This window comes from Methylomonas sp. Uni0009, assembly GCF_054188105.3.
In genome coordinates, this window is sequence record NZ_JBTAFN010000001.1 from 488,940 (window position 1) to 512,470 (window position 23,531).

Here is a 23,531-nt window from a genome sequence, read left to right on the forward strand (position 1 = left end):
CCACAGCCCTGAAAGAGGGCGTCGGCTTACCGACCGCCAAACTCTTGTTCGCAATTGGGAGGAAATAACCTTCGAAACCTGGATTTCATTGAGGCTACTTGTTTTAGATAGCAGCCTGGACGGTTACTTTACTGTCACATCCATTTCGAAGTGATCTTAGAGTATCTTTGAGTAAAGAACTTCGTGCAATGGATGTCCCGTCAATGCCGACGAGGTGCGCTCTTTATCGGTGAGTGTAAAACCACAACCCGCATACGCAGCTTCGGCTGGGGAATTGCCTTTGATGCACCACAGCTCGATGCCGGCAAAACCTAAATTGAATGATTCCGCCACTGAACGATCAATGAGTTTTCTCCCTAATCCTTGGCGCCAATGGGCAGGCGACACATTGAGCGCCCAAAGTTCAACAGTCAGTTCCTGTGTCGGATAACGAGGTGCGCCGATAATTGAAAAGCCAACCGTATTGCCTTCGTCCTCCGCAACAAACACCATGAACTCTCTGGTTGGATTAGTTAACCGTTCTGTTAGTGCGTCCAGGTTTGCGGAAGGATCTAATGACGCCAAGAACTCCGATGGCATGAACGGCTGGTAAGCAGAGCGCCAAGCCGCCACGCGAATTTGACCAATGGCTTTTGCATCGGCCGGAATAGCAAGACGTATCGACATGGGCGGAATCACGGATAAGGTTTTTGTTGTTTGTCAGATTAGCTTTTCGTAACGATGAGACATTGTAGCCTCGATGCAGCGTCAGCGGAATCGAGGGCGTAGGCTTACCGACCACCAAACATATATTGACAATTGCAGGATATTTGCCTTCGAAACCTCGATTCCATCGAGGCTACTTGCTATTGAGCCCCAAAACATCACGTATGGATTCATTGTCTGGCCCGCTCCGATGCAAAAGCCACCAAACGCAGGCCTGCCCAATTGCTCGGCTGATAGCACCAATGCTTTGGAGATGCATTTCGCATAGAGAGATTGGATCTGAGACTTCCGTAGACACGTCATGATGGCCATGCGTCTCTAGTGACATGAACCGATAGAAGACCGTGTACAAATCCGAAACCTCAGCTTCCCTGGCTAACTCTTCTAAGCTCCTCCGTTTGGGAATGTTTTTCATTTGCTCGGTTTCTAGAAACTCTGCGGTAGCTTCTTCTCCTGTATGCCTGTTCTTGATTTTTGCCGTTCCGGCCTTCAAGTTGATCTTGAGCGCTTTGGCGAGTTCTGCAGTTGCCGAGCTCTGATGTTCTTGAGCATTTTCAATCGAACGGATAGCCCAGAGGACTGTGATCAGTTGCTCAAGTAGATAGCGCCCCATAATGCCTAAGCAAGCAGCATTATGGTTAGCACCCAATGCAGCAGCTCCGCGCACTAGTTCTGCTGTGCGGCTTAGTTGCTGGCGGGCAATTTCATCCCTCAGGTCCAATTGCCCCACAGCATCAATTTCAGATGCAGCAATGAGTCGCGCAACCTGCTCATTCAAGAAGCTAACCAATTCGTCCAGTGCTGTTGTGGCAGTTGTCATGATGTATGAACGTGATCACTAACGTAAGCTATGACATCAGTTGTCAAATAAACGGGCGCATTTAACGCATAACTCTTACTGTTTGCGCTCAAATGATTGATTTTTAGTGTGAGTGGAAATTTAACATTACAAGTGGCGGTGAAAAATACGACACCCATAAACTTAGAGAAAACTATACCATCCCTGGCACTTGGCTTCTAGGCGCTAAAGCCTTGTAGATACTCTGTTCAAAAGCAACAAATTTCATCATCTTTTACTCGGCGATGATGGATTCAGGGATGGCATAAAACCGCGTGTTATCGAACGGCTGATCGTGCTTCAACATGCCATGGATCGCATGCAGTAATTTACGCATGACGGCGCAGACGGCTTGCAAAGGTTTCTTGCCGTTGTCGATCAAATCCTGGAAATACGCTCGCACATGCGGATCGTGCTGTTTGGCACTCAAGGCCGGCATATACAACGCCGAACGAATATGCCGGTTACCGGCCTTGGATAGCCGCATTTTCTTGTGTACGCTTTTGCCCGACTCAAAGGCCTTGGGATCGAGTCCGGCAAACTTGGCCCATTCGCGATGCGACAGGTTGGGCGGCAATAGCAGTAGTTCGCCCATCAAGGCAATGGCGCTGGTTTGGGCCATGCCTTTGATGCCGGTCAACAGGTCGAATATTCGTTGCAGTTCCGGATGCTGGTCGATCAACGCCAGCGCCTCGCCAGCCAACGTATCGATGCGTTTTTCCAGCTGACTAATCGCCAATTTGGCATCGCGTAGTAGGGCCTTCGGCGTTTCCTCGGTCGCACTCAGCGCATGTAGATGATTTTTCGCGGCGGCCTTCTGACCGGTTAGCGCGTCGATACGGCGAGCATAGCCGCGCAAAGTCAGCGCTTGATTCGAAGGACGAGTCCAGGCGACGAAATCCATGCGCTCGACATATTCGGCCAAGGTGTTGGCATCGACGGCGTCGGTTTTACTGTTTTTCATCAATACCTTAGCGAAGTGATGCGAAGCCTTGGGATTGACCACCATCACAGGTACACCGGCGTCGTGTAGCGCAATAGCGAGATCGAAATGGTAAATACCGGTGGCTTCCAGACAGACCTTGATGCCGGATAATTTGATCAGCTTATTGACCAACCGGGTACGGTCGCTACGAGTGTTAGCATATTTTTGCGAATCGAACGGCTTGCCGTTCTTGCGGATCACCAGCACCAATTCATCGGCGCCCACATCCACGCCGGCAAACAGGCGAGGGATAGATTCAGCGGTGGTGTTGAGCGGGTGGTTCGTCATAATCGTTTTTGAATACAGTTAAAGGGAAGTACACTATTCACCGGTTCCCGACCCTGCACATGCACCTACCTTCCTTGTGTATGCAGGCTCTAAGCCTCGGATACTCCACGGTATGGGTGAATAGGGCGGGGGCCAATCTACACGACAGGCTCTGGTAAACTACCAGTCCTCAGGGTGGGACGGCCTCCCAATGAACAATCACAGCTTAATCGGTTTTTCTGGGCTATCGGTTGTTAAAATTCATCATACAAGGTTGGGCACGCCTTTTGTGCCTACGCGGAACTAACCTTGCACCGATGAAACGGTGGGCACAACAGCATAGCCCACCCTTTTGATTTCCAATTTCAATCAACTAAACCACCTCATCCGGCAAAAAACCACCGGCCTGCATGGTCCACAGCCGGTAATAAAAGCCCTGCTTGTCCAGCAACTCCTGATGACTACCGTCCTCGACTATCCGGCCTTGATCGAACACCAACACCCGGTCCAGATGGGCGATGGTGGAGAGGCGGTGGGCGATGGCGATGACGGTTTTGCGGCCCATGACCCGCTCCAGGTTTTCCTGGATGGTTTTTTCGGTAACGGAATCCAGGCTGGAGGTGGCTTCGTCCAGGATCAGGATGGGCGCGTCTTTCAACATCACCCGGGCGATGGCGATGCGCTGGCGTTGGCCGCCGGACAGTTTCACGCCGCGTTCGCCTACCAGCGATTCGTAGCCTTCCGGCATCGCCGCGATAAACTCTTCGGCATGTGCCAGTTTGGCGGCGAAGCTGATTTGCGCGTCGTCGGCATCCAGTTGGCCGTAACCGATATTTTCCTTCAGGCTGCGGTGAAACAGGCTGGGATCTTGCGGAATTAGGCTGATTTGCGCGTGCAAGGAATCCTGGGTCGCCAACAAAATATCCTGGCCGTCGACCAGAATCTGCCCGGCTTGCGGCTCAAAGTTGCGCAGAATCAAGTTCACAAAGGTGGATTTACCGGAACCCGAGAAGCCGACCAATCCTACCCGCTGCCCCGGCTCGATTACCACATTTAATTGATCGAACACCTGCCGGCCCGGCTCGTAGCTAAAGCAGACGTTTTTAAACTCGATGCGGCCTTGGCTGATGTGCAGAGGTTTGGCGTCCGGCAGGTCGATGATTTCGTGGCTTTGGATGATGGTGTCCACACCGTTGGCGACGTTGCCGACGTATTCAAAAAACTCCAGAAAGCGCCGGCTCAGATTGCGGGCGTCGCCGATCACCAAAATCGCCAAGCCGGTACTCATGGCAAACGCGCCGACGCTGATTTCCCCGGCCTGCCAAAGTTGCAAGGCGTAGCCGATGGTGCCGATCTTTAAAATGGCCGCAGCGGTAAATTGAAACCAACGCACCCGCTCCATGTACCAAAAGGTGCGGCGGGCGCTTTTTAATTCGGTATCCAAAAAGCCGTCCAGGTATTCGCGTTCGTGCTGCAAGCGGGCGAACAATTTGGCGTTGAGAATATTCGTCACCGCATCAACGATCTTGCCGTTGACCATGCTGCGGGTAGCGGCGAAATCCTGTGCGTAAGGTTGGCAGCGGGTTGCCAGCCAATACGAAATCAACACATACATCAAAACCCAGCCGGCCACGAACAAGCCCAAGCCCTGATGCACACCCAGCAATAGCGTGACCGACACCGTAAACGTCACGGCTATCGGCCAGAAATCGCAGATGATGGACCAGGTGGTGTGATTGACGCTCATCGCGGTTTCGCTGATGCGATGCGCCAGCGCGCCGGCGAAATGGTTGCCAAAGTAGCGCGGCGCGTGGTTTTGCAGATAGGCAAATAAAGAACGTGCGGTGCCTTGCCGCAAGCGCGGCCCCATGATGATCAGCACCGCGCCGCTGCTGCGGCTGAAAATAATCTCGGCCAGATTCAGGCCGGCGAGCAGCAGCAAGGGTTGCTTGAAAGTCTCCAGCCAATCGCCCACTGGCACGGGCTGGTTGGCAACCGCGTCCATCAAGGCTTTGATCGCATACGGCACCAGAATGCTGCCGGCGGCCTGACCGGTTTCCAGTATCAGCATCAACAGCAGCAGCCAGCGGAACGGCTTCAAGCAAAACAGGATAAAACGCCAAGGGTTGGCGGGTAACGGCGGCGCTTCCGCGGCGCGGCGGAGACCTTCCTTGGTGGGCGATTTGGACATGATGGCGTCAGGTAAGAAAGCTGGCGGCCATTATAGCCAATTGCCCGGCGGCCGCGCCGTTGATGAAAGGACCAGGTGGAGCAGCGTTATCTCAGTAACGAATTCGATACCACCACATACCGACCATTTCGTGCGCAAGCAGAAAACTGTTGGACCAGGCTGTTGCAGACGGCAACCAATCCAGCCAGCGGGATTCGCCGGCGTGGCCGATAAAGGCCGTCGGCGCGGGCAATACCTCAAAACCGGCTTTGCGAAACTCCAAAGCAGCGCGCGGCATATGGTAGGCCTGGGTGACCAGAACAATCTTATTGATGCCAAACTCTTTTAACAGCTCGCGGCTGAAACGGGCATTTTCGGCGGTATTCCTGCTACGCGGCTCCCGCCAGGCCACGGGAATTTTAAACTCGCTCTGCAAGGTTTGCGCCATCAAATCCGCTTCGGGAATGTCATCCGGTTCCAGCATACCGCCCCCGGACGCCAAAATCGGCAGATCCAGTTGCCCGGCCAACTTGGCAGCATAGCGCACACGCAGCAAGGTTCTGACATGTAAAGTGACCTGCCCTGGATATTCCGGTGCAGACGTTTCAATGCCGCCGCCTATCACCACCAAAGCCTGAGGTTTGAATTGCTGCACGGCTTCGGTAGAAAGAGGCGGAACCCGTTCCCAGAGCATGGCCCAGTGCTTAACCACAATCGGCAAACTCAATAACCACAACAGTGCCAGACAGACTATCGCCATGTTCTTCCCCCATTTACGCTTGCGCAGAAGCAAGCCAACCAGCGCCAGCATCGCCAAAGAGGTTGGCGGCAACAACAGCAGCTTGATAAAGTAGATAGCGATGATGGACATGGGACACGATCATCCTTGAGCAAGTATCAGTCAATATGGCTATAGACAAACCACATTGGGAGTGAGTTAGAGACGCAAGATTTTGCGTCTCTAAGGCTTAGCGCCGTTATATCGCCAATCTGGAAATACCCACCGCTTCCCGCAAGGTATTGATAAACGGCCGAGTGATGGCGCGGGCTTTCTCGGCGCCTTCCTGCAATTGCTGCTCGATATGCTCCGGCGCTTCCATTAAGGCTTCGTAACGCTCGCGAGCCGGGGCGATTTCATCGTTGATTTTCTCGAACAACACCTGCTTCATCTCGCCCCAGCCTATGCCTTCCGCATAGCGCTGACGGATCGCATCGAGTTCATGTTGATTCGCAAATGCCTGGTAGATACCGAATAGCGTGCAGCCTTCCGGATCTTTCGGTTCGCCGGGTTCCAGGGAATTGGTTTTGATCTTGTTGATCAGCTTGCGCAGCTTCTTTTCCGGCTCAAATAGTGGAATGGTGTTGTTGTAGCTTTTGCTCATCTTGCGGCCATCCAGGCCCAGTAAGGTCGCCGCGTTGTCGTCCAACACCGCTTCCGGCAACACGAAATGCTCGCCATAGATATGGTTAAAGCGGCTGGCGATGTCACGGGCCATTTCGATGTGCTGGATTTGATCTTTGCCCACCGGCACCTTATTGGCGTTGAACATCAAAATATCGGCGGCCATCAGGATGGGATAACTGAACAAGCCCATGGTGATGCCTTTGTCCGGATCATTACCTTCGGTTTCTTCGTTTTCGGCGACGGCGGCTTTATAGGCGTGCGCGCGGTTCATCAAGCCCTTGGCAGTCACGCAAGTCAGCATCCAAGTCAGTTCCAGAATTTCCGGCACATCGGACTGGCGGTAAAACACCGCGTTGGAGGTATCCAATCCCAGCGCCAGCCAGGTGGCGGCGATTTCCAGGCTGGATTGCTTGACCCTGGCAGGCTCGTTGCATTTGATCAGGGCATGGTAATCGGCCAGGAAATAAAACGGTCTGACCTGCTCGTCTTTGCTGGCATTGATCGCCGGCCGGATCGCCCCGGCGTAATTGCCAAGATGCGGCGTGCCGGTGGTGGTGATACCGGTAAGGACAATGGATTTACTCATGCTGCTGCCTACGCTGTCTGTAATGAAAAAGTGGCGGAATTTTACACAAATCGCCTGGCTTAGTCAGGCAATAAAACCGCCGAACCTGGCAATTGCCTGCATGCCAACTGCATCACAGCTCGCCCAAAAAATCCGCTGATTCCGGCAATATGAGCCACTATTTCCTACCCAGAGCGGCGGATTTTTATAGTAAACTCCCTGCGACTGATTTTTTACCCAACCACTGCCAATCCGAATCGGGGGAAGCCAATGCTGAATCATGATGAAAAACGCGATTACATCCGTATGGATGTGGACTGTGACATTACCTATAAGCTGGCCGATTCCAGCGAGGTCAGTACCGGCAAATGCACAACGCTCAGCGGCGCCGGCGTCTCGTTTATTGCCAACCGGCCGTTCGATGTCGGTTTAGCCATGGAAGTCAGCATCATGCCGAAAACCCAAATCACCCCGCCGATGACGGCCTTCATCGAAGTGGTGCGCAGCGTCAAACAAGGCGACGGCAGCTTTGAAATAGCCGCCTCAATCAAAAGCATCAAAGGCAATTAAGGACAGCATCCATTCCTGACAAGGACGTAGCACGCTATGTATATCATTACCAAAGAAGTTTATTTTTGCTACGGCCACCGCCTGATGAACCATCCGGGCAAGTGCCGCAACCTGCACGGCCACAGCGTCAAAGCCAGCATCTCCATCAAACAAAACAGCCTCAACGAACAGGGCATGGTCTGCGATTTTTCCGACGTGAAAGACTGTGTGGATAGATTTATCAATAAGGTGCTGGATCACAACTTTTTGCTGCATAAAGACGACCCTATCATTCCGGCCCTGGTCGCCAACAACGAGCAGTTTTTGGCTATCGACGAACATCCCACCGCCGAAGTGTTGAGCAAGATGATTTACCAGCACGTCAAACAACAAGGCTTTAATGTCGATCAAGTGGTGTTGTGGGAAACCGCCAGCGCCAATGCTTGTTATCGGGAAGACTAAGCATGAGCTTGGTACAACCGGTCAATACCGCGCTGTGTCTGGAAAAGATCTGCGAATCCAACTATCAGAAGTTGTTCAGGCTGATTCCGAATCTGCGCTCTTTTGATAAAACCGCCGTGGGCCTGACCCAAAACAAACCGGCTCTATATCTGCAAGTGCTGGAGCGCAATCCCTACACCTTGACCATCGAACTTAGCCATTGCTTCGACCAGCAGCTGTCGGAGCACATCGTGCCGGCGGTGAAAATTCGGATTTATCTGGATGCGCAATTGGCGGAAGTGCTGCGCGACATCGACCGGCCGACAGTCGATAAGGTTTACCAAGACCCCGGCAATCTGGTGGAAATCCGTAATTACAAATGGCGCTTAAACTATTTCCTGCAGAAGTGGCTGGATCATTGCCTGAAAACCGATTACCGCTTCACGCACGACAAACTCAACCAAGCTGCTGCTGTAAAGCCGCTCTGACGCAGCGCAACACGCCGTAACTGTAAGCGCCGCCCAATTGTTCGTAGACCGGCTTCAAGGCGTTGCGTTGTTCTTCCGGCAAGCTTAACAACAACGCCTCGATTTCACTGACTTCCGCCGGCGACAAACTCAACACATCGCCCAGCGCCACTAGGCCCAATTCCAGGCTTTTGGCCATGTGGTTGTAAATGGTGTCCTCGCTCAGACTGCGGTGTTTCGCCACTTGCTCGACGCTGTAACCCAATCTGAATAAATCCAGACTTTCCGCCACGGTATCGGTGGCCGACGCCGGCGGCTCGTCGTCGAACTCGGCCAGCACCGCCAAAAACTCATCGCCGTACAACTCCAACTTGCGCTGACCTATGCCGGACAGCATGCTCAGTTGCTGATGATTGCGCGGCCGAGCATCGACCATCGCCATCAAGGTCGCATCGTGAAAAATCACATACGGCGGCACGTCCTGCTCGTCGGCCAATTCCTTGCGTTTGGCGCGCAAGGCATTCCACAAAGCACTGTCCGCCGCGCCGCCCGGCTGGCGTTTTTCGGCTTTTTCACGGCGGGTTTTGGCGATTTGCGCATCTTTACGCAGCATCAAGGTTTGCTCACCCCGCAACACCGGCCGGCAGGCATCGGTCAGTTTCAAACTACCGTGGCCTTCGAAATCAATTTCCACCAAAGATTTGGCGACCAATTGCCGAAATACCGAGCGCCATTGTTTTTCGTCCAGGGCTTTACCTATCCCAAAGGTCGACTGCTTATCATGGCCGAACTGGCGCATCCGGTCGTCACTCTTGCCCAGTAACACATCAATCAAATAGGTCACACCAAAGCGCTGGCCGGTGCGATAGATACAAGACAAGGCTTGCTGCGCGGCGACGCTGCCGTCCCAGGTTTCCACCGGCTCCAGACAGGTGTCGCAATTGCCGCAGCCTTGCTCCAGTTCGTCGCCAAAGTAGCCCAGCAGCGCCTGCCGCCGGCAACTGACCATTTCGCACAAGGCCAGCATCGCGTCCAGCTTATGCAATTCAATCCGCTTGTGCGCCTCGTCGGCATTCGAGGTACTGAGCATTTGCCGCAACGTCAACACGTCCTGCAAACCATACGCCATCCAGGCGTTGGCCGGCAGACCATCGCGCCCCGCCCTGCCCGTCTCTTGATAATAGGCTTCCACGCTTTTCGGCAAGTCCAGATGGGCCACGAAGCGCACGTTGGGCTTGTCTATGCCCATGCCAAACGCGATGGTAGCGACAATGATCAGGCCGTCTTCCATCAAAAACTGATGCTGATTTTTCTGCCGCTCTCTATGCTCCATGCCGGCATGGTAAGGCAGCGCTTTCAGGCCTTTTTGATTCAACCATTCGGCAGTTTCTTCGACTTTTTTACGCGACAAGCAATAGACGATGCCGGTGTCGCCGGGGTGTTCGGTGCGGATAAAATTCAACAATTGTTGGCGGGCATTGTCCTTTTGAATAATTCGATAACGAATATTCGGTCGGTCGAAACCACTGACAAACACCTGCGCTTGTTCCAGCGCCAGCCGGGTAATGATTTCCTGGCGGGTGCGTTCGTCGGCGGTTGCGGTTAAAGCAATGCGCGGTACTTGCGGAAACTGCTCGTGCAACACCGACAGCAGCAAATAATCGGCGCGAAAATCATGCCCCCATTGCGACACGCAATGCGCTTCGTCAATAGCAAACAAAGCAATCTTGCAACGGGCAAACAGGGCTTGGGTTCTGGCGTTGGATAAGCGCTCCGGAGCGATGTAAAGCAAATCCAGCTCGCCGCTCTGCAATTGCTGTTCGATCTCGCGAACCTGCTCCAGCGCCAGCGTCGAATTCAAATAAGCCGCTCTCACACCCAGTTGATGCAAGGCACTGACTTGATCCTGCATCAGCGCGATCAGCGGCGAAATCACGATGCCCACGCCGTCCATCACTAAAGCCGGAATCTGGTAGCACAAGGACTTGCCGCCGCCGGTCGGCATCAATACCAACACATCCCGGCCGCCGATCAATTGCTCGATAATCTGTTGCTGCTGGCCGCGAAAACTGTCGTAGCCGAACACGCTATGCAGGGTTTGCAGGGCGGCGTTATTGGTCATAAATCATTACTTGCTAAATCTAAACCGGCAAAAAATCGTTGCGGTATTAGACCATAGATCAGGCCATCATCCGCAAACGCCCGAGCCATGCGAAATCCGCTACGGCCTTCTACGCCTTGAAATAGTCACGCAGATCCCCAATCTCCTTGATTCACTTTACAGCACGCCGATTTCAATAAATCAAAATCCACCCTATATAATGCCGCGCTTACCCCAGCCGCGGAAGGCGCCTAATTTTCTATGCTCATTACTTACTGCCGTTTACCCGACCGTCTTAAATATTTGATCGATAACGATCAACAATACCTGTTAAAACAAGGCCTGAAAGGCATCGAGAAAGAAAGCCTGCGCATCACCGAGCATGGCGAGATCGCCCAAACCCCGCACCCCAAGGCGCTCGGTTCGGCGTTGACCCACCCTTACATCACCACCGATTATTCGGAAGCGCTGATGGAATTCATCACTCCGCCGTTTGCCGACATCCGCCAAACCCTGGACTACATGCATCAACTCCACCAGTTTGTCTACCCGCATCTAGGCGAGGAAATGCTGCTGGCCACCAGCATGCCCTGCGGTATCGACGGCGACTTGAGCATCCCCATCGCCGAGTACGGCAAATCCAATATCGGCAAGATGAAGCACGTTTACCGTAAAGGTTTGTGGCACCGTTACGGTCGCACCATGCAAGCCATTGCCGGCATCCATTTTAATTATTCGGTGCCGGAGGCGCTGTGGCCGGCGCTGTACCAGCAAAGCGGCTGCACGACCGGCCTGGAAGACTTTATCTCCAACGCTTATTTCGGTTTGATCCGTAACTTCCACCGCCAAGGCTGGCTGATTCTGTATTTGTTCGGCGCCTCGCCGGCCATTTGCAAAACCTTTTTCAAAAGCCGCCCGCAATTGATGGAGCAATTCAAGGAGTTTGACGAGCACACCGTGTTCCACCCCTATGCGACCTCGCTGCGCATGAGCGACATCGGTTACAAGAGCAAGAACCAGGCGGGCTTGAAGATCGATTACAACTCGCTGGACGGCTACGTGGACAGTCTGAGCGCAGCCATCAACACCCCGTATCCGGACTACGAAGCCATCGGCGTGAAAGTGGATGGTGAGTATCAGCAGCTGAACGCCAACATCCTGCAAATCGAAAACGAGTTTTACAGCACCATGCGCCCCAAGCAGATCGCCAAATCCGGCGAAAAGCCGACGCTAGCCCTCAAACGCCGCGGCGTGCTGTATGTGGAAATGCGCTCGCTGGACTTGAATCTGCTGAATCCGATCGGCATAGACGAAAGCACCGCCCGCTTTGTCGAAGCGTTTTTGTTGTACTGCCTATTGCAGGACAGCCCCCCGCAAGGCCCGGACGAATTCCAGGTTAACAACAGCAACCAATTGCTGGTCGCCAATCAAGGCCGCCGCCCCGGTTTGCAATTAAACCGGGGCGGCGACACCGTCACCTTACAGCAGTGGGCGCACAGCATCCTGTATGCCATGCAACCCATCTGCGCGGTGCTGGATAGAGGCAGCCTGGACCGCCCGTATCAATTGGCCTTGCAACACCAGTTGGCGGTCGTAGACAACCCGGCCTTGACGCCGTCTGCCCGCATTCTGGCTTGCATGCGCGAAAACGGCCAAGAGTTTGGCTGTTTTGCCAGCAACACCTCGGCCTTGCATAAGCATTATTTCAATGCCGAACCCTTGGACGAGGACACGCAACGCCAATTCGAAGACATGGCTGCCGCGTCCCTGCAAAAACAAGCCGACATCGAAGCTAACGACAAGTTGGACTTTGATGAGTATTTATCCCGTTACTTTGCCCAGAGCTAAATCCATGACTGAATTCGACTTAAGCACCGCCCAAACCGAGTTGCAAGGCAAAAATCCGCGCACCATCTTAAAAGCCGCGCTAGCCCATTTCGATAACATCGCCATCTCCTTCAGTGGTGCGGAAGACGTGGTGCTGATCGACATGGCTTTGCAAATCCGCAAGGATATTCAAGTGTTCTCTCTGGACACCGGCCGCCTGCATCCGGAGACTTACCGTTTCATGGAACAAGTGCGTAAGCATTACGGAATCGCCATCGACATCTTGAACCCGGATCGCGAGCATTTGGATGCCTTTGTCAAAGAAAAAGGCCTGTTCAGCTTTTACGAAGACGGCCACCAACAATGCTGCGGCATCCGCAAGGTAGAGCCGTTGAAGCGCAAACTGGCAACCTTGGACGCCTGGATCACCGGCCAACGCAAAGACCAAAGCCTGGACACCCGCGGCGACATCCCGGAAGTACAACTGGACGCCGGCTTCTCGGCCCCCGGCAAACAGCTGATCAAATTCAACCCGCTGCTGAACTGGTCATCCGCGCAGGTGTGGGATTACATCGAAGCCTATCAGGTACCGTTCAACGAACTCCACCAACACGGCTATATCAGCATCGGCTGCGAGCCTTGCACCCGGCCGGTGTTACCAAATCAACACGAACGCGCGGGACGTTGGTGGTGGGAAGATGCGGCTAAGAAGGAATGTGGGTTGCATGGGGGGAATGTTAAATCGGCTTGAAATATCGAGCTGATGAAACTTGGTATACTTTGGTAGCCCGTTAGTGGAGGAACAACATGACCTCAAAGATCGCAGAAGTTTACCAAGCACTGAAAGAAGCCGGCGTCAGCGAGCCCAAGGCAATCAAGGCAGCGGAAGCCATCCAGCAACTCAGTAAAGAAGATCATCTGCATTTTGTCCAAGAGCAAATGCTGAAGTATCAGATGTATGCCGAGGGTGAGTTTAAGCTGTTGAAATGGATGATTGGGTTTAATTTGGCGTTTACGATGGCGATGCTTTGGAAGGTGTTTGCTTGAATAGATTAGAATTGATTTAACTCGAACTATTTTTCCCGCCAAAGTTTTATTTGTCCACAAATAGCCAGAAGAATTTGATCGAGATTCCTATCTCTACCTGTTTTCCGATGCTGAAACGTATTCTATTGGCTTTACTTATGTGTGTCTCTATTGGGACTTCCGCAGACGAAACGGTGCTCCCCTCCAAACAAATTGCAGCAACAATATCGGCATACGCAAACTCTGTTGGATGCTTGATTCATATGGATGAGCAAAATATCATTCGATTTCAAATTGACGACAAACCCGATACGGAATATGTCGTAGCGCTATACGATATTGACAGAGAATGTAGTGGAGGCACAGCGATGAGTAGGCCTGCATTTGCTGCTCTCAGACGGGACTACAGTCAAAACTTTCATATAGTCCCAGAATACTCGATGCCTTCTACAACCTCGGAAAACTTTCCACGGTTTATCAATAAACTTTATGTTAAGGACAATCAGCTTTGGTACTCCGCTAAGGAATTTGATTTTAAACATGACTCTCTTTGCTGCCCTTCAATACCAGTCGAAGCCCAAGTCATTTTTAAGAATGGCTTTTGGATCGATTCTCGAAAGACTGAAGCCCAATGACTTGTCAAATCTAGAAAAAATTTCGTAGGGTGGGCACGGTTTTTTGTGCCCACGCGGGATTTAGGTTTTGTGTCGCTATCGCGACGAGTTTTAAATGTCGGTTCTCGGACCGACAGCCGAGATACTTTTCTTTGCTTGTCCAAAGAAAAGTATCCAAAAGAAAAGACACCCGGATGCCGCTTATCTCCTGCGTTGCTACGAAAACCATCCATGGTTTTCGCCCTTCGGGCCAGCCGTTGGCTGTTCAAATTTGCTCCTGGCAAATTTGTCGCTTTCGCCGGGGGTTGCCGAAAGGGGCTTCCTGCCCCTTCGTCAACGCGATGCATCCCTGCATCGCCCCTTCGGGCTGGTCCCGGCGAAAGCTCCGGTACTCGGCGCGGCATACGGGAGAAAAACGACCGCATTTGCGTAGGGTGGGCACGGCTTTTGTGCCCACGCGGACTAACTCTTCTTGTCCATTCAAGGCTTTGACACCGTACTTTTCGTCTTTTAGCATATCCAGTTTTACTTAGCCCCAAGACCAAGTGCTCCTAAAAACTCTCGTTCCCGGCCAAATCTGGTATGCACAGCAAGCTATTAAATTCGGTCCGTTAAATCTAAGCACCAGAGCCACTTTCGTCAAACTGCGGGACGGATCGATTTGGGTGCATTCGCCGATCGAGCCGTCAGCCCAACTGGTGACTGAAATTGCCGAAATCGGCCCAGTGCGTTATGTGCTGGCACCGAACAAGAGCCACCACCTGTTTTTTACGCCATTCATGAAGGCGTTCCCGAATGCCGAAGGCTATATCGCGCCAGGGTTAGCGGAAAAGCGGCCGGACCTTAGCGCTTACCCGGTGCTGTCACCATTGGAAAAGCCGGCCTGGACGACCGAATTAATCCCCGTATTTGTGGAAGGCCTACCCATCATTAACGAGACGGCTTGGTTTCACAGCACAACGGGTACTTTGATTCTTACCGACCTGCTATTTTGCTTCGGCGCTGAACACATCGGATTAGCGCGCGTTGTAGCGAGACTGCTCGGCGTCTACGATCAACTGGCAATGTCGCGAACCATGAAACTGTTGGTTAAAGATAAAACCGCATTGGCGCGCTCGGTCGATGCGCTGCTGGCGTTGGATGTTGAGCGGATTGTGCTGGCTCATGACCGAATCATCGAAAACGACGCCAAACGCAAATTAAGCGCGGCGTTCAATTGGCTGAGAAAATAAGGCGTTTTTTATTGTTCCCACGCTCCTCGTAGCAATCCGACCAGGCGTTCCGTTTCTTGCAACCGCAAAACCTGACTAACCAGCATTCCTGTTAGAATCGCCGCACCATCCCATCAAGGAGCATCGCCCATGAGCGACTTTTACAGCCCGCAGCACCGCCAATTGCAATCTCAACACGACACCGTCAAGCTCGCGGATCGTTTGGAACAAATGATCGTTGAACAGCAAGTCAGCGAGCAGCATCAGCCGTTTATTGAGAGCCGGGATTTTTTCTTTCTGACTACGATAGACCAGCGCGGTTACCCGACTTGCTCTTACAAGGGCGGCAATCCCGGCTTGGTGAAGGTGGTTAATCCCCAGGAACTGGCGTTCCCCAGTTACGACGGCAATGGCATGTTTTTGTCGATGGGCAATATCAACGGCAACTCGAAAATCGGCATGCTGTTCATCGACTTCGAAACCCCGCACCGGATTCGGGTGCATGGCGACGCCCGCATTGAAGCCAACGATCCGCTGCTGGCCGAATACCCTGGCGCCGAGCTGATGGTGCGGGTGGCGATTAGCGAGATATTCATCAACTGTCCGCGTTATATCCACCGCATGAGCCGGCTTGCCAGCTCGAAATACGTGCCGCAAGCCCATCAAGACACGCCGTTGCCGCAATGGAAGCGTATTGATGCGGTGCAGGATGTGTTGCCGGCTTGCGATAGTCACGCTGCAGAAAGTCTGGGCGGCATAATCACACCGGAAGAATACGGGGCGATGGTGTTGAGCCGTGACGCCTAGCTCCCCCTCCCTCCGGAAAATTACTAACCTCAACATACATTTGGAGACCCACATGAGCAAAAGAATCATTATGCGCACCGGCGAAGCCTTGGTAGCGGGCGGCCCAGCCGGTACGGCGGCAGAACCGGAAATCATCATCGGCGAACTGGACGGACCGGTCGGCACCGCGATTGCCACTTTAACCGGCGATCAAGTTCAGGGCCACACCCGGGTATTCGCGATTTTAAATACCGATATTCAGGTGCGCCCGGTCACGCTGATGGTCAGCAAGGTCACTGTCAAGAACAGCCGTTATACCAATATTTTAATGGGCACCGTGCAGGCAGCGATTGCTAACGGCGTATTGGATGCCGTGCGCGCGGGTGATATTCCCAAAGAAAAAGCCAACGACTTGGGGATTATTTGCTCGGTATGGTTGAATCCCAGCGTGATCAAAGATGACAAGCTGGATCATCAAATTTTGTTCAACATCCACCGCGAGGCCATGGCCAAAGCCATTCATAAAGCCATGACCAACACGCCGGATATTGATTGGCTGCTGGAAAACCAAGAAAAAATCACCCATAAATATTTTCAGATGGGGTTGGACGGTAAGATTTAATTAGCTGGTCACTTGGGTTGCAAGCCTTTGCAGCCCAACGCCACGCCATCTTTCCCTCCCCTGCTTTCGTCTTAACCGCCATTCCCGCTTAACACCGCACCTACTATTCAGCCGCGCTTCGCCAAGCAAACTAATAGCGCATCACTATTTGTTTGACAAAATCCGCAAACCCGCTTAAAAAGACCCTATAGTTTCGATTCGAAATTATAGGGTCTTTACTTTTTATGGGGGATACGATCATGAAAAAAAGCATTTCGTTGTTGATGGCGGGCCTGCTAGGCACAGTTGCCTTTACCGCGTTTGCGGCCGATCAGGCCGTACCGTTTCCGGAGGGCTATCGCAACTGGCTGCACGCTAAAAGCATGCTGATTCAACCCGGCCACGCCCTGGAGAATCCGTTTCAAGGCTTGCACCATGTCTACGCCAATAAACAAGCGGAAGCGGGTTTGAAAACCGGTAAGTACGCAGACGGCTCGGTGTTGGTGTTCGACTTGTTGCAATATCAGGAAAAGGATAAAACCATCCAGGAAGGCGAACGCAAGCTGGTGGGCGTGATGCTGAAAGACGCGAAAAAATTTGCCGCGACCGGCGGCTGGGGCTTTGAAGGTTTTGCCGGCAACAGCAAAACCGAACGGCTGGTGAAAGACGGCGGCACATCGTGCTTTGCCTGTCATGCCTCCGAGCAAAAAACCGATTATGTGTTCTCGCAATATCGGCCTTAGGCGCTCTAGGCTGACTCGATAGAGACGCACAATATTGCGTCTCTACCTTAGCCAAAGATAATTTAAGCCTGATCGACCAGGCGGATGCCAGATTCTTCGATCACTATCCGTCGTTGTTTATACAAGCCACCTATCGCTTGCTTAAAGACTTTTTTGCTGACGCCAAAGGTATAGTAAATAATTTCCGGCGCACTTTTGTCGGTTAGCGCCACATAGCCGCCGCGCTTTGTGAGTATCGCCAGAATCTTTTCGGACGTGGCATCGACTTTCTGACCGTATTTTTCCTGGCTCAGGACCAAATCCAGCTTATTGTCGGGGCGGACTTTTTTAATATAGCCAGTCAATGACTGGCCTTTTTGCAAGGGCTGAAAAGTTTCGCTTTTATACAACACGCCCCAATATTGATTATCCACCACCGCTTTAAAGCCCAAGTCGGTTTCGTCGGCGATAATGAGTTGCACCGCCTGGCCGTCTTTGTAATAAAACGCCTGATCCTGAATAAAATCGTCCAGCATCATTGTGGCGGCGATGCGGTTGTTTTCGTCTAAAAACAGGCGCACCAGATATGATCGGCCTTCGACGACTTTCCCCTTTTGCTCGCTGAACGGCAGCAACAAATCCTTGGGCAAGCCCCATCCCAAAAACGCACCGGCATGGCTGAGTGATATACATTTTAACCAGGCCACCTGATCGACTTGCGCAAGCGGCGTTTGCAGGGTAGCGATAGTTTGATTCTTACCGTCAATGAAGACAAAGGCGTTTACGGTATCGCCGACCTTTAGATTGTCCGGTGCATCTTTATCCGCCAGCGCGATCTCGCCAAGCTCCCCACCATCCAGACCATACTGATTATCGCGCTGGCTAACGACGGTTAAAGTGTTGAATTTGCCTAGTTCGATCATGAAGGTTCCGGAGTTTGATTGGGCATGAGCGTTGGCACTTGCTGGCCACACGCGGAGAAATGAAGGGCTATTATACAAACGAATCGGTAAAACCGCAGGCTGCATCGCCTTAAACGGCGGCACCATATACTCCAAATACGCACCTAAAACGAAGTCAAAACCCCGTTATGCTGCCGCCCGTCTATAATGGACGGTTTTTTCAATTCGATAAAACCTGCTTTTATCGAATATAAGTGTCGATTATGAATTTACTCCTGAAGTATCTATCCTCTTGCTGGTTTCTGAACAACCCGTCCGAGTTAGTCCCGCCTAACTCGTTTATGTGGAAAAACGTGGCGTTCTATCTGATTTCCGGGATGATCGTTGAAGGCTTAATCTCCGATCCGGCGGACGGCACCTTGGAAGTTTTAGGTCGCACCACCATGGCCTTCGGCTCGGTGGCGATCTTATTGCTGATGGAAAAAAAATGGGGCTGCTTCAACCAATTGTATACCTCGATTTTCGTCTGCGAGAATTTCATCATGACCTTGGCTGTCGCTGCCGAAGCGCTCGACTATTGGCTGGTATTGCAACACCATATCTACCGCGAAGAAATCGGCATAGGCATCGCGGTGTTTTTGGTTGTATGGTATATCTCCATCGTCAGCTATATCTTTCGCGCTTTCTTCAGTTACCCAACCAGCGTCAGCGTAGTTTACGCATTTAGTTACTTCATACTGACCTACGGCATTCCAATGCTGTTGATGGATATTTGACGGTCAAGCCAGCCGGAGCCCTCTAACTCCGGCCAGAGTGTCGCTTATATTTGCGCTAAGTTGCCCCGATCTTCCAGCCAACTTTTCCTATCGCCGGCACGCTTCTTCGCCAATAACAGATCCATCTGTTCGCGGGTATCGTCGTTTTCGGCTACCGTTAACTGCACCAGGCGGCGGGTGTCGGGATTCATCGTGGTTTCCCGCAATTGCGAGGGATTCATCTCGCCCAAACCTTTAAAGCGCTGGATGTTGATCTTGCCGGTGAGCTTTTCGGCTTCGATGCGCGCCAATACGCCCAGTCGTTCCGATTCGTCCAGCGCGTAAAATACCTTCTTGCCGACATCGATACGATACAACGGCGGCATCGCCACGAACACATGCCCGGCCCTGACCAAGGCATTGAAATGCTGGTAAAACAACGCGCAAATCAAGGTGGCAATATGATTGCCATCGGAGTCGGCGTCGGCCAGGATGCAGATCTTGCCGTAGCGCAAATTTTGCAGGTCGTTGCTGTCGGGTTCGATGCCCAGCGCCACCGCGATGTCGTGTACCTCCTGAGAGGCCATCACCTCGCCGGAATCGACTTCCCAGGTGTTCAGAATTTTACCGCGCAACGGCATGATGGCCTGAAATTCGCGATCCCGCGCCTGTTTGGCCGAGCCGCCGGCCGAGTCGCCCTCGACCAAAAACAGTTCGGTGCGACTCAAGTCCTGTCCGGAACAATCCGCCAGTTTGCCAGGCAAAGCCGGGCCGCTGGTGATTTTCTTGCGGACGATTTTTTTGCCTGCTCTAAGGCGTTTCTGGGCGCTAGCCAGGATGATTTCGGCGATCTTTTCGCCTTCCTGCGGATGCTGATTCAGCCACAGGCTGAACGTATCCTTGGCGACGCCGGATACAAAGGTCACGCATTCGCGCGAACTCAGCCTTTCCTTGGTTTGCCCGGAAAACTGCGGGTCTTCCAGTTTTACCGACAATACAAAATGGCAGCTTTCCCAAACGTCTTCCGGGGCAATTTTCACGCCGCGCGGCAAGAGGTTACGAAAATCCAGAAACTCGCGCATCGCTTCGGTCAAGCCGGCGCGTAAGCCGTTGACATGAGTACCGCCTTGGGCAGTCGGCACCAGATTCACATAACTCTCGGCGATGGTTTCCGGCAAACTGTCCGGCGTCCAGACGATGCCCCACTCCACCGCTTCGTTGCTGGCCGCCATGTTGGCCATGAACGGCGGTTGCGGAAAAATTTCGGCATCGCCCACCCTATCCAGCAGATATTCCTGCAAGCCGTTTTGATAACACCATTCGAATTGCTCGTCGCTGAGTTCGGAATTTAAAGTAATTTTCAAGCCCGGACACAATACCGCTTTGGCACGCAACACATGTTTGAGTTTGCTGACCGATACCCGATTGGAGTCGAAATATTTACCGTCCGGCCAAAAATGCACGCTAGTACCGGTGTTGTTTTTCCCAACCGTACCGCTTTGCTGTAATTCGCCAACCTTGTCGCCGCCGGCAAATGCCATTTGATACACACCACCGCCACGCTTGATTTCAACCAGCAGTTTTTCCGACAGGGCATTCACTACCGACACACCGACACCGTGCAGACCACCGGAAAATTGATAGTTTTTGTTGGAGAATTTACCGCCGGCATGCAGTTGGGTCAGGATCACTTCCACGCCGGGAATGCCCTGCTCGGGATGTATGTCCACCGGCATGCCCCGGCCGTTATCATCCACCCGCACCGAGCCGTCTTTATAAAGTACAACATTGATGGTATCGGCGTGGCCGGCCAAGGCTTCGTCCACGCTGTTGTCCACCACTTCCTGCACCAAATGGTTGGGGCGGGTGGTATCGGTATACATACCGGGGCGCTTGCGCACCGGGTCCAGGCCGCTCAGTACTTCTATGGCGGCCGCGTTATATTCTTGGGTCATGATGTCTCGTAATAGGTAATAACAGAGTGTCGGCTGACCATTATATGTCAGCAACGTGCGCCAGGGCGGCTCCGGAAAGCCGGCCATCATCACCCGACTCCCCATGCCCCAACTTCCGCAAGCACTATCTGAAATTACCTAAGCGCTGGAAAAGCCGGACCCATGGCGTTTTCCAGGGCGCCGCCACCGATTTTTGACGACAAACCAACTGTTTGGCGCCAGCCCCGGTTTCGATCAGCGCATACGTAGAACTTGGTCGACGGCGAACACAATGGTTTCTTTGCCGGGCGTTGTTTCGTTGAAATCGATAGCAGCAGGCCACAAGCCATTGAAGCTCCACTCCGCGATGGGCGTCATCGTCTGGTCATAGGCAATCAGCGTCGCATCGACCCGCGACCTGCCCGACCTACCGCTGACAAACTGTTGTCGCCAAGTCCAGAGATCCATCGACTTGGTCAAACCTTTGCTGCAGGTAATATTTTTAGCCGATAAGCGTCCGGGTATCTTAACTGTAAGGTTCTCTCCCCGCGCACTAACCCTGGTTTGCTCCACTTCGTTCTGCGAACCCATGCCTTTGCAATCGGTGAAATAAGTGGTGACTCCTCCGGCGCTGAATTCGTAATAGACCAACGGGGCGGAATTGTCTATGACATTCTCAACGGCGCCGCCGCTGGCTGACGAGACCACGACTGCACCGAATAAAACGCTGATAAAACGGCTGGTTGTTTTCATGATATATCCTCAAAAAGTTTGATTCGGTGCGCCTAAACGGCGGCCGAACGGTTCGATAATTTGGTTTAGAAGAAAGCCACCGATCCGATGTTTAAACAATCTGTCGTAAAAATCGATGAACTTCGACTTGTAATGGCAAATGGAATGCCACTTTCCAAAAACCCAAGTAACAACAAAATAAATCATTGAATAAAAACAATTATTTTTAAACCGCCATCGATAAACAGGACCGCCGATACAACCTATCGCCCACGGCATATCGTTTTTTGCACGAAATATCGTAAAACTTCGAAAGGTTAATTGGTCTGGCTTGCGAACGGTTCGTACCGAGCGGCGTAATAGCTATCGCATAATGGCTTGAGCGGAGAGCGGTTCCGGCGGAAACGGGATAGGGATAATTGCAACGTGACATTTCGGATGCCCCCCCCCCGCTGAGTGTTTAGGTTCGGAGCACGTGAATGGCTCGGGAAGCTGGAGCCTTGGAATCCAGGCAAACCTGGGCAACCTCAAAAATGTCACCGTAACTGCAGCCGCTGACGCCTCAGTGTTAGCGAACAACTGAGCGAACCGAATTGCTGCCACTAAATCGAAAACAACAGATGCAATCCAAACTCAATGGCAGAGCAATTCATACTATAATGCTTGGTCATTTTTTGAGCACCGCGAGCCACATTTATAATATGTCGAGACGTAAAAGCGCATCCCAATTTGAGGAAGCGATGGAAGAACTGGAGAAATTGGTCGAGCAAATGGAACGCGGCGATATTTCTCTGGAAGAGTCCTTAAAATCCTTCGAACGCGGCATCAGATTAACCCGCACCTGCCAGCAAGCGCTGCAAGACGCCGAGCAGAAAGTCCAAATTTTATTAGAAAAAAACGGCCAGCAAACTTTGGAGCCATTCACCGATGAGTAACTTAAAAGCCTACCTTACCGCCTGCCAGAACCGCGTCGAACGGGCGTTGGACGCCCGGCTGCCCGGCGAGAACATTCTGCCGCAAACCTTGCATCAAGCCATGCGTTACAGCGTACTGGACGGCGGCAAACGCACTCGCCCGTTACTGACTTATGCCACCGGCCAAGCCTTGGGCTTGAGTGAAGACCTGTTGGACGCTCAGGCTTGCGCGGTGGAATTTATCCATGTTTACTCCTTAATTCATGACGATTTGCCGGCGATGGACAATGACGATTTGCGTCGCGGCAAACCGACTTGTCACAAGGCATACGACGAGGCTACCGCCATTCTGGCGGGCGATGCGCTGCAAGCATTGGCTTTTGACATATTAGCCAACGACTCAGCCATTCAGGCCGGCGCGGAAGCCCGAGTCAAAATGATCGCGGCATTGACCCGCGCCAGCGGCTCGCAAGGCATGGTTGGCGGCCAAGCCATCGACTTGGGTTCTGTCGGCCGCAAGCTGACTCTGCCGGAACTGGAAAACATGCACATCCACAAAACCGGCGCGTTGATTCGCGCCAGCGTCAATCTGGCGGCTTTATCCAAACCAGACCTGGATGTGGATGTAGCTAAAAAGCTGGATCACTACGCCAAATGCATAGGCCTGTCCTTCCAAGTCAAAGACGACATTCTGGATGTAGAAAGCGATACCGCTACACTGGGTAAAACTCAGGGGAAAGATGTCGATAACGACAAACCAACTTACCCGGCACTACTGGGAATGGCCGGCGCCAAGGAAAAAGCTCAGGAGCTGCATGAACAAGCCGTCGCCAGCCTAGCCGGCTTTGGCAGCGAAGCGGATTTGTTACGCGATTTGTCGCTGTATATCATCGAACGTACGCACTAAGCGTAGCGAACTGCACGATTTATACTTCTTGCGCCACAATCCTTCCGGTTTTCAGCTTGCGTCTACTGGGCTGGCGCGGAATATTGTGGCGCAAACATATAAAGGAA

General features: G+C 52.6%; 24 protein-coding genes. 14 read left to right on the forward strand and 10 right to left on the reverse strand.

The genetic code is table 11. The features are described 5' to 3' along the window. Positions 1-156: 156 nt before the first annotated feature. The 6 genes from ACWAU0_RS02295 to ACWAU0_RS02320 all read right to left on the reverse strand — a co-directional run bounded on the left by ACWAU0_RS02295 (position 157) and on the right by ACWAU0_RS02320 (position 6,956). Complete coding sequence (locus ACWAU0_RS02295; RefSeq protein ID WP_205453473.1) at positions 157-666, reverse strand: GNAT family N-acetyltransferase; 510 nt, start codon at positions 664-666, stop codon at positions 157-159. A 172-nt stretch (positions 667-838) separates the two neighbouring features. Further along, positions 839-1,525, reverse strand: a complete 687-nt coding sequence (locus tag ACWAU0_RS02300) for a DUF5677 domain-containing protein (RefSeq protein WP_458138192.1) — start codon at positions 1,523-1,525, stop codon at positions 839-841. Between the two features lie 253 nt (positions 1,526-1,778). Further along, on the reverse strand, positions 1,779-2,816 hold the full coding sequence (locus ACWAU0_RS02305; protein WP_458138193.1) for an IS110 family RNA-guided transposase: 1,038 nt from the start codon (positions 2,814-2,816) through the stop codon (positions 1,779-1,781). A gap of 352 nt (positions 2,817-3,168) precedes the next feature. Beyond that, a complete protein-coding gene (locus ACWAU0_RS02310) occupies positions 3,169-4,986 on the reverse strand; it encodes an ABC transporter ATP-binding protein (RefSeq protein WP_458138194.1) in 1,818 nt (605 codons plus the stop codon). Positions 4,987-5,077: 91 nt separating this feature from the next. Continuing rightward, positions 5,078-5,836, reverse strand: a complete 759-nt coding sequence (locus ACWAU0_RS02315) for a YdcF family protein (RefSeq protein WP_458138195.1) — start codon at positions 5,834-5,836, stop codon at positions 5,078-5,080. Between the two features lie 106 nt (positions 5,837-5,942). After that, complete coding sequence (locus ACWAU0_RS02320; RefSeq protein WP_458138196.1) at positions 5,943-6,956, reverse strand: tryptophan--tRNA ligase; 1,014 nt, start codon at positions 6,954-6,956, stop codon at positions 5,943-5,945. 249 nt (positions 6,957-7,205) lie between these two features. Here ACWAU0_RS02320 and ACWAU0_RS02325 point away from each other — a divergent pair, with 249 nt between their 5' ends. From ACWAU0_RS02325 to ACWAU0_RS02335, 3 genes are read left to right on the forward strand one after another with little or no spacing between them, the layout of a single operon-like run. Then, positions 7,206-7,505 carry a PilZ domain-containing protein gene (locus ACWAU0_RS02325; RefSeq protein ID WP_033157090.1) on the forward strand — a complete coding sequence of 100 codons (300 nt, stop codon included), beginning with the start codon at positions 7,206-7,208 and terminating at the stop codon, positions 7,503-7,505. A gap of 36 nt (positions 7,506-7,541) precedes the next feature. Continuing rightward, the gene (locus ACWAU0_RS02330) at positions 7,542-7,946 is read left to right on the forward strand and encodes a 6-pyruvoyl trahydropterin synthase family protein (protein ID WP_458138197.1); all 405 of its coding nucleotides are present in this window, start codon (positions 7,542-7,544) and stop codon (positions 7,944-7,946) included. Between the two features lie 2 nt (positions 7,947-7,948). Beyond that, positions 7,949-8,413: a DUF1249 domain-containing protein gene (locus tag ACWAU0_RS02335; RefSeq protein WP_192393243.1), complete on the forward strand. Its 465-nt coding sequence runs from the start codon at positions 7,949-7,951 to the stop codon at positions 8,411-8,413. Here the strand turns inward: ACWAU0_RS02335 and recQ are convergent. Then, complete coding sequence (recQ, locus tag ACWAU0_RS02340) at positions 8,382-10,514, reverse strand: DNA helicase RecQ (RefSeq protein ID WP_458138198.1); 2,133 nt, start codon at positions 10,512-10,514, stop codon at positions 8,382-8,384. The two genes, ACWAU0_RS02335 and recQ, sit on opposite strands and share 32 nt — an antisense overlap. 240 nt (positions 10,515-10,754) lie before the next feature. Between recQ and gshA the strand changes: the two genes are divergently transcribed. The 8 genes from gshA (at position 10,755) to ACWAU0_RS02380 (ending at position 17,301) form a co-directional block, all read left to right on the forward strand. Next, positions 10,755-12,341 (forward strand): glutamate--cysteine ligase, encoded by a 1,587-nt coding sequence (gene gshA / locus ACWAU0_RS02345; protein WP_458138199.1) that lies wholly within the window; start codon positions 10,755-10,757, stop codon positions 12,339-12,341. 4 nt (positions 12,342-12,345) lie between these two features. Continuing rightward, on the forward strand, positions 12,346-13,071 hold the full coding sequence (locus ACWAU0_RS02350) for a phosphoadenylyl-sulfate reductase (protein WP_205453466.1): 726 nt from the start codon (positions 12,346-12,348) through the stop codon (positions 13,069-13,071). 56 nt (positions 13,072-13,127) lie between these two features. Further along, a complete protein-coding gene (locus tag ACWAU0_RS02355) occupies positions 13,128-13,367 on the forward strand; it encodes a hypothetical protein (RefSeq protein WP_205453465.1) in 240 nt (79 codons plus the stop codon). 107 nt (positions 13,368-13,474) lie between these two features. Beyond that, on the forward strand, positions 13,475-13,981 hold the full coding sequence (locus ACWAU0_RS02360) for a hypothetical protein (protein ID WP_205453464.1): 507 nt from the start codon (positions 13,475-13,477) through the stop codon (positions 13,979-13,981). Positions 13,982-14,505: 524 nt separating this feature from the next. Beyond that, complete coding sequence (locus ACWAU0_RS02365; protein WP_205453463.1) at positions 14,506-15,192, forward strand: DUF4336 domain-containing protein; 687 nt, start codon at positions 14,506-14,508, stop codon at positions 15,190-15,192. 129 nt (positions 15,193-15,321) lie between these two features. Then, positions 15,322-15,978: a pyridoxamine 5'-phosphate oxidase family protein gene (locus ACWAU0_RS02370; RefSeq protein ID WP_033157099.1), complete on the forward strand. Its 657-nt coding sequence runs from the start codon at positions 15,322-15,324 to the stop codon at positions 15,976-15,978. Between the two features lie 52 nt (positions 15,979-16,030). Beyond that, positions 16,031-16,579, forward strand: coding sequence for a formaldehyde-activating enzyme (fae, locus tag ACWAU0_RS02375; protein WP_205453462.1), 549 nt, complete (start codon positions 16,031-16,033; stop codon positions 16,577-16,579). A gap of 239 nt (positions 16,580-16,818) precedes the next feature. Further along, complete coding sequence (locus ACWAU0_RS02380) at positions 16,819-17,301, forward strand: cytochrome P460 family protein (RefSeq protein WP_174843446.1); 483 nt, start codon at positions 16,819-16,821, stop codon at positions 17,299-17,301. Between the two features lie 62 nt (positions 17,302-17,363). On the opposite strand, the gene ACWAU0_RS02385 is transcribed toward ACWAU0_RS02380, so the two are convergent. Continuing rightward, the gene (locus tag ACWAU0_RS02385) at positions 17,364-18,203 is read right to left on the reverse strand and encodes a CvfB family protein (protein ID WP_205453461.1); all 840 of its coding nucleotides are present in this window, start codon (positions 18,201-18,203) and stop codon (positions 17,364-17,366) included. Between the two features lie 242 nt (positions 18,204-18,445). Between ACWAU0_RS02385 and ACWAU0_RS02390 the strand changes: the two genes are divergently transcribed. Beyond that, positions 18,446-18,958 carry a hypothetical protein gene (locus ACWAU0_RS02390; RefSeq protein WP_240348211.1) on the forward strand — a complete coding sequence of 171 codons (513 nt, stop codon included), beginning with the start codon at positions 18,446-18,448 and terminating at the stop codon, positions 18,956-18,958. 44 nt (positions 18,959-19,002) lie between these two features. Here the strand turns inward: ACWAU0_RS02390 and parE are convergent, their stop codons facing one another. Together parE and ACWAU0_RS02400 are read right to left on the reverse strand one after the other, a co-directional pair. Continuing rightward, the gene (parE, locus tag ACWAU0_RS02395; protein WP_205453460.1) at positions 19,003-20,892 is read right to left on the reverse strand and encodes a DNA topoisomerase IV subunit B; all 1,890 of its coding nucleotides are present in this window, start codon (positions 20,890-20,892) and stop codon (positions 19,003-19,005) included. A 234-nt stretch (positions 20,893-21,126) separates the two neighbouring features. Then, positions 21,127-21,624 (reverse strand): phage tail protein, encoded by a 498-nt coding sequence (locus ACWAU0_RS02400; RefSeq protein WP_205453459.1) that lies wholly within the window; start codon positions 21,622-21,624, stop codon positions 21,127-21,129. A 680-nt stretch (positions 21,625-22,304) separates the two neighbouring features. Between ACWAU0_RS02400 and ACWAU0_RS02405 the strand changes: the two genes are divergently transcribed. Further along, positions 22,305-22,538 (forward strand): exodeoxyribonuclease VII small subunit, encoded by a 234-nt coding sequence (locus ACWAU0_RS02405; RefSeq protein ID WP_020484945.1) that lies wholly within the window; start codon positions 22,305-22,307, stop codon positions 22,536-22,538. Then, entirely contained in the window at positions 22,531-23,424 is an 894-nt protein-coding gene (ispA, locus tag ACWAU0_RS02410) for a (2E,6E)-farnesyl diphosphate synthase (protein WP_205453458.1), read from the forward strand. The genes ACWAU0_RS02405 and ispA overlap by 8 nt, the downstream gene beginning before the upstream one ends. The last annotated feature ends 107 nt before the right edge of the window (positions 23,425-23,531 follow it).

Excerpts from the sequence above, each read along its gene's own strand:
- ACWAU0_RS02295 (WP_205453473.1), bottom strand. The coding sequence starts at position 666 with ATGTCGATACGTCTTGCTATTCCGGCCGATGCAAAAGCCATTGGTCAA.
- ACWAU0_RS02300 (WP_458138192.1), bottom strand. The coding sequence starts at position 1,525 with ATGACAACTGCCACAACAGCACTGGACGAATTGGTTAGCTTCTTGAAT.
- ACWAU0_RS02305 (WP_458138193.1), bottom strand. The coding sequence starts at position 2,816 with ATGACGAACCACCCGCTCAACACCACCGCTGAATCTATCCCTCGCCTG.
- ACWAU0_RS02310 (WP_458138194.1), bottom strand. The coding sequence starts at position 4,986 with ATGTCCAAATCGCCCACCAAGGAAGGTCTCCGCCGCGCCGCGGAAGCG.
- ACWAU0_RS02315 (WP_458138195.1), bottom strand. The coding sequence starts at position 5,836 with ATGTCCATCATCGCTATCTACTTTATCAAGCTGCTGTTGTTGCCGCCA.
- ACWAU0_RS02320 (WP_458138196.1), bottom strand. The coding sequence starts at position 6,956 with ATGAGTAAATCCATTGTCCTTACCGGTATCACCACCACCGGCACGCCG.
- ACWAU0_RS02325 (WP_033157090.1), top strand. The coding sequence starts at position 7,206 with ATGCTGAATCATGATGAAAAACGCGATTACATCCGTATGGATGTGGAC.
- ACWAU0_RS02330 (WP_458138197.1), top strand. The coding sequence starts at position 7,542 with ATGTATATCATTACCAAAGAAGTTTATTTTTGCTACGGCCACCGCCTG.
- ACWAU0_RS02335 (WP_192393243.1), top strand. The coding sequence starts at position 7,949 with ATGAGCTTGGTACAACCGGTCAATACCGCGCTGTGTCTGGAAAAGATC.
- recQ (WP_458138198.1), bottom strand. The coding sequence starts at position 10,514 with ATGACCAATAACGCCGCCCTGCAAACCCTGCATAGCGTGTTCGGCTAC.
- gshA (WP_458138199.1), top strand. The coding sequence starts at position 10,755 with ATGCTCATTACTTACTGCCGTTTACCCGACCGTCTTAAATATTTGATC.
- ACWAU0_RS02350 (WP_205453466.1), top strand. The coding sequence starts at position 12,346 with ATGACTGAATTCGACTTAAGCACCGCCCAAACCGAGTTGCAAGGCAAA.
- ACWAU0_RS02355 (WP_205453465.1), top strand. The coding sequence starts at position 13,128 with ATGACCTCAAAGATCGCAGAAGTTTACCAAGCACTGAAAGAAGCCGGC.
- ACWAU0_RS02360 (WP_205453464.1), top strand. The coding sequence starts at position 13,475 with ATGCTGAAACGTATTCTATTGGCTTTACTTATGTGTGTCTCTATTGGG.
- ACWAU0_RS02370 (WP_033157099.1), top strand. The coding sequence starts at position 15,322 with ATGAGCGACTTTTACAGCCCGCAGCACCGCCAATTGCAATCTCAACAC.
- fae (WP_205453462.1), top strand. The coding sequence starts at position 16,031 with ATGAGCAAAAGAATCATTATGCGCACCGGCGAAGCCTTGGTAGCGGGC.
- ACWAU0_RS02380 (WP_174843446.1), top strand. The coding sequence starts at position 16,819 with ATGAAAAAAAGCATTTCGTTGTTGATGGCGGGCCTGCTAGGCACAGTT.
- ACWAU0_RS02385 (WP_205453461.1), bottom strand. The coding sequence starts at position 18,203 with ATGATCGAACTAGGCAAATTCAACACTTTAACCGTCGTTAGCCAGCGC.
- ACWAU0_RS02390 (WP_240348211.1), top strand. The coding sequence starts at position 18,446 with ATGAATTTACTCCTGAAGTATCTATCCTCTTGCTGGTTTCTGAACAAC.
- parE (WP_205453460.1), bottom strand. The coding sequence starts at position 20,892 with ATGACCCAAGAATATAACGCGGCCGCCATAGAAGTACTGAGCGGCCTG.
- ACWAU0_RS02400 (WP_205453459.1), bottom strand. The coding sequence starts at position 21,624 with ATGAAAACAACCAGCCGTTTTATCAGCGTTTTATTCGGTGCAGTCGTG.
- ACWAU0_RS02405 (WP_020484945.1), top strand. The coding sequence starts at position 22,305 with ATGTCGAGACGTAAAAGCGCATCCCAATTTGAGGAAGCGATGGAAGAA.
- ispA (WP_205453458.1), top strand. The coding sequence starts at position 22,531 with ATGAGTAACTTAAAAGCCTACCTTACCGCCTGCCAGAACCGCGTCGAA.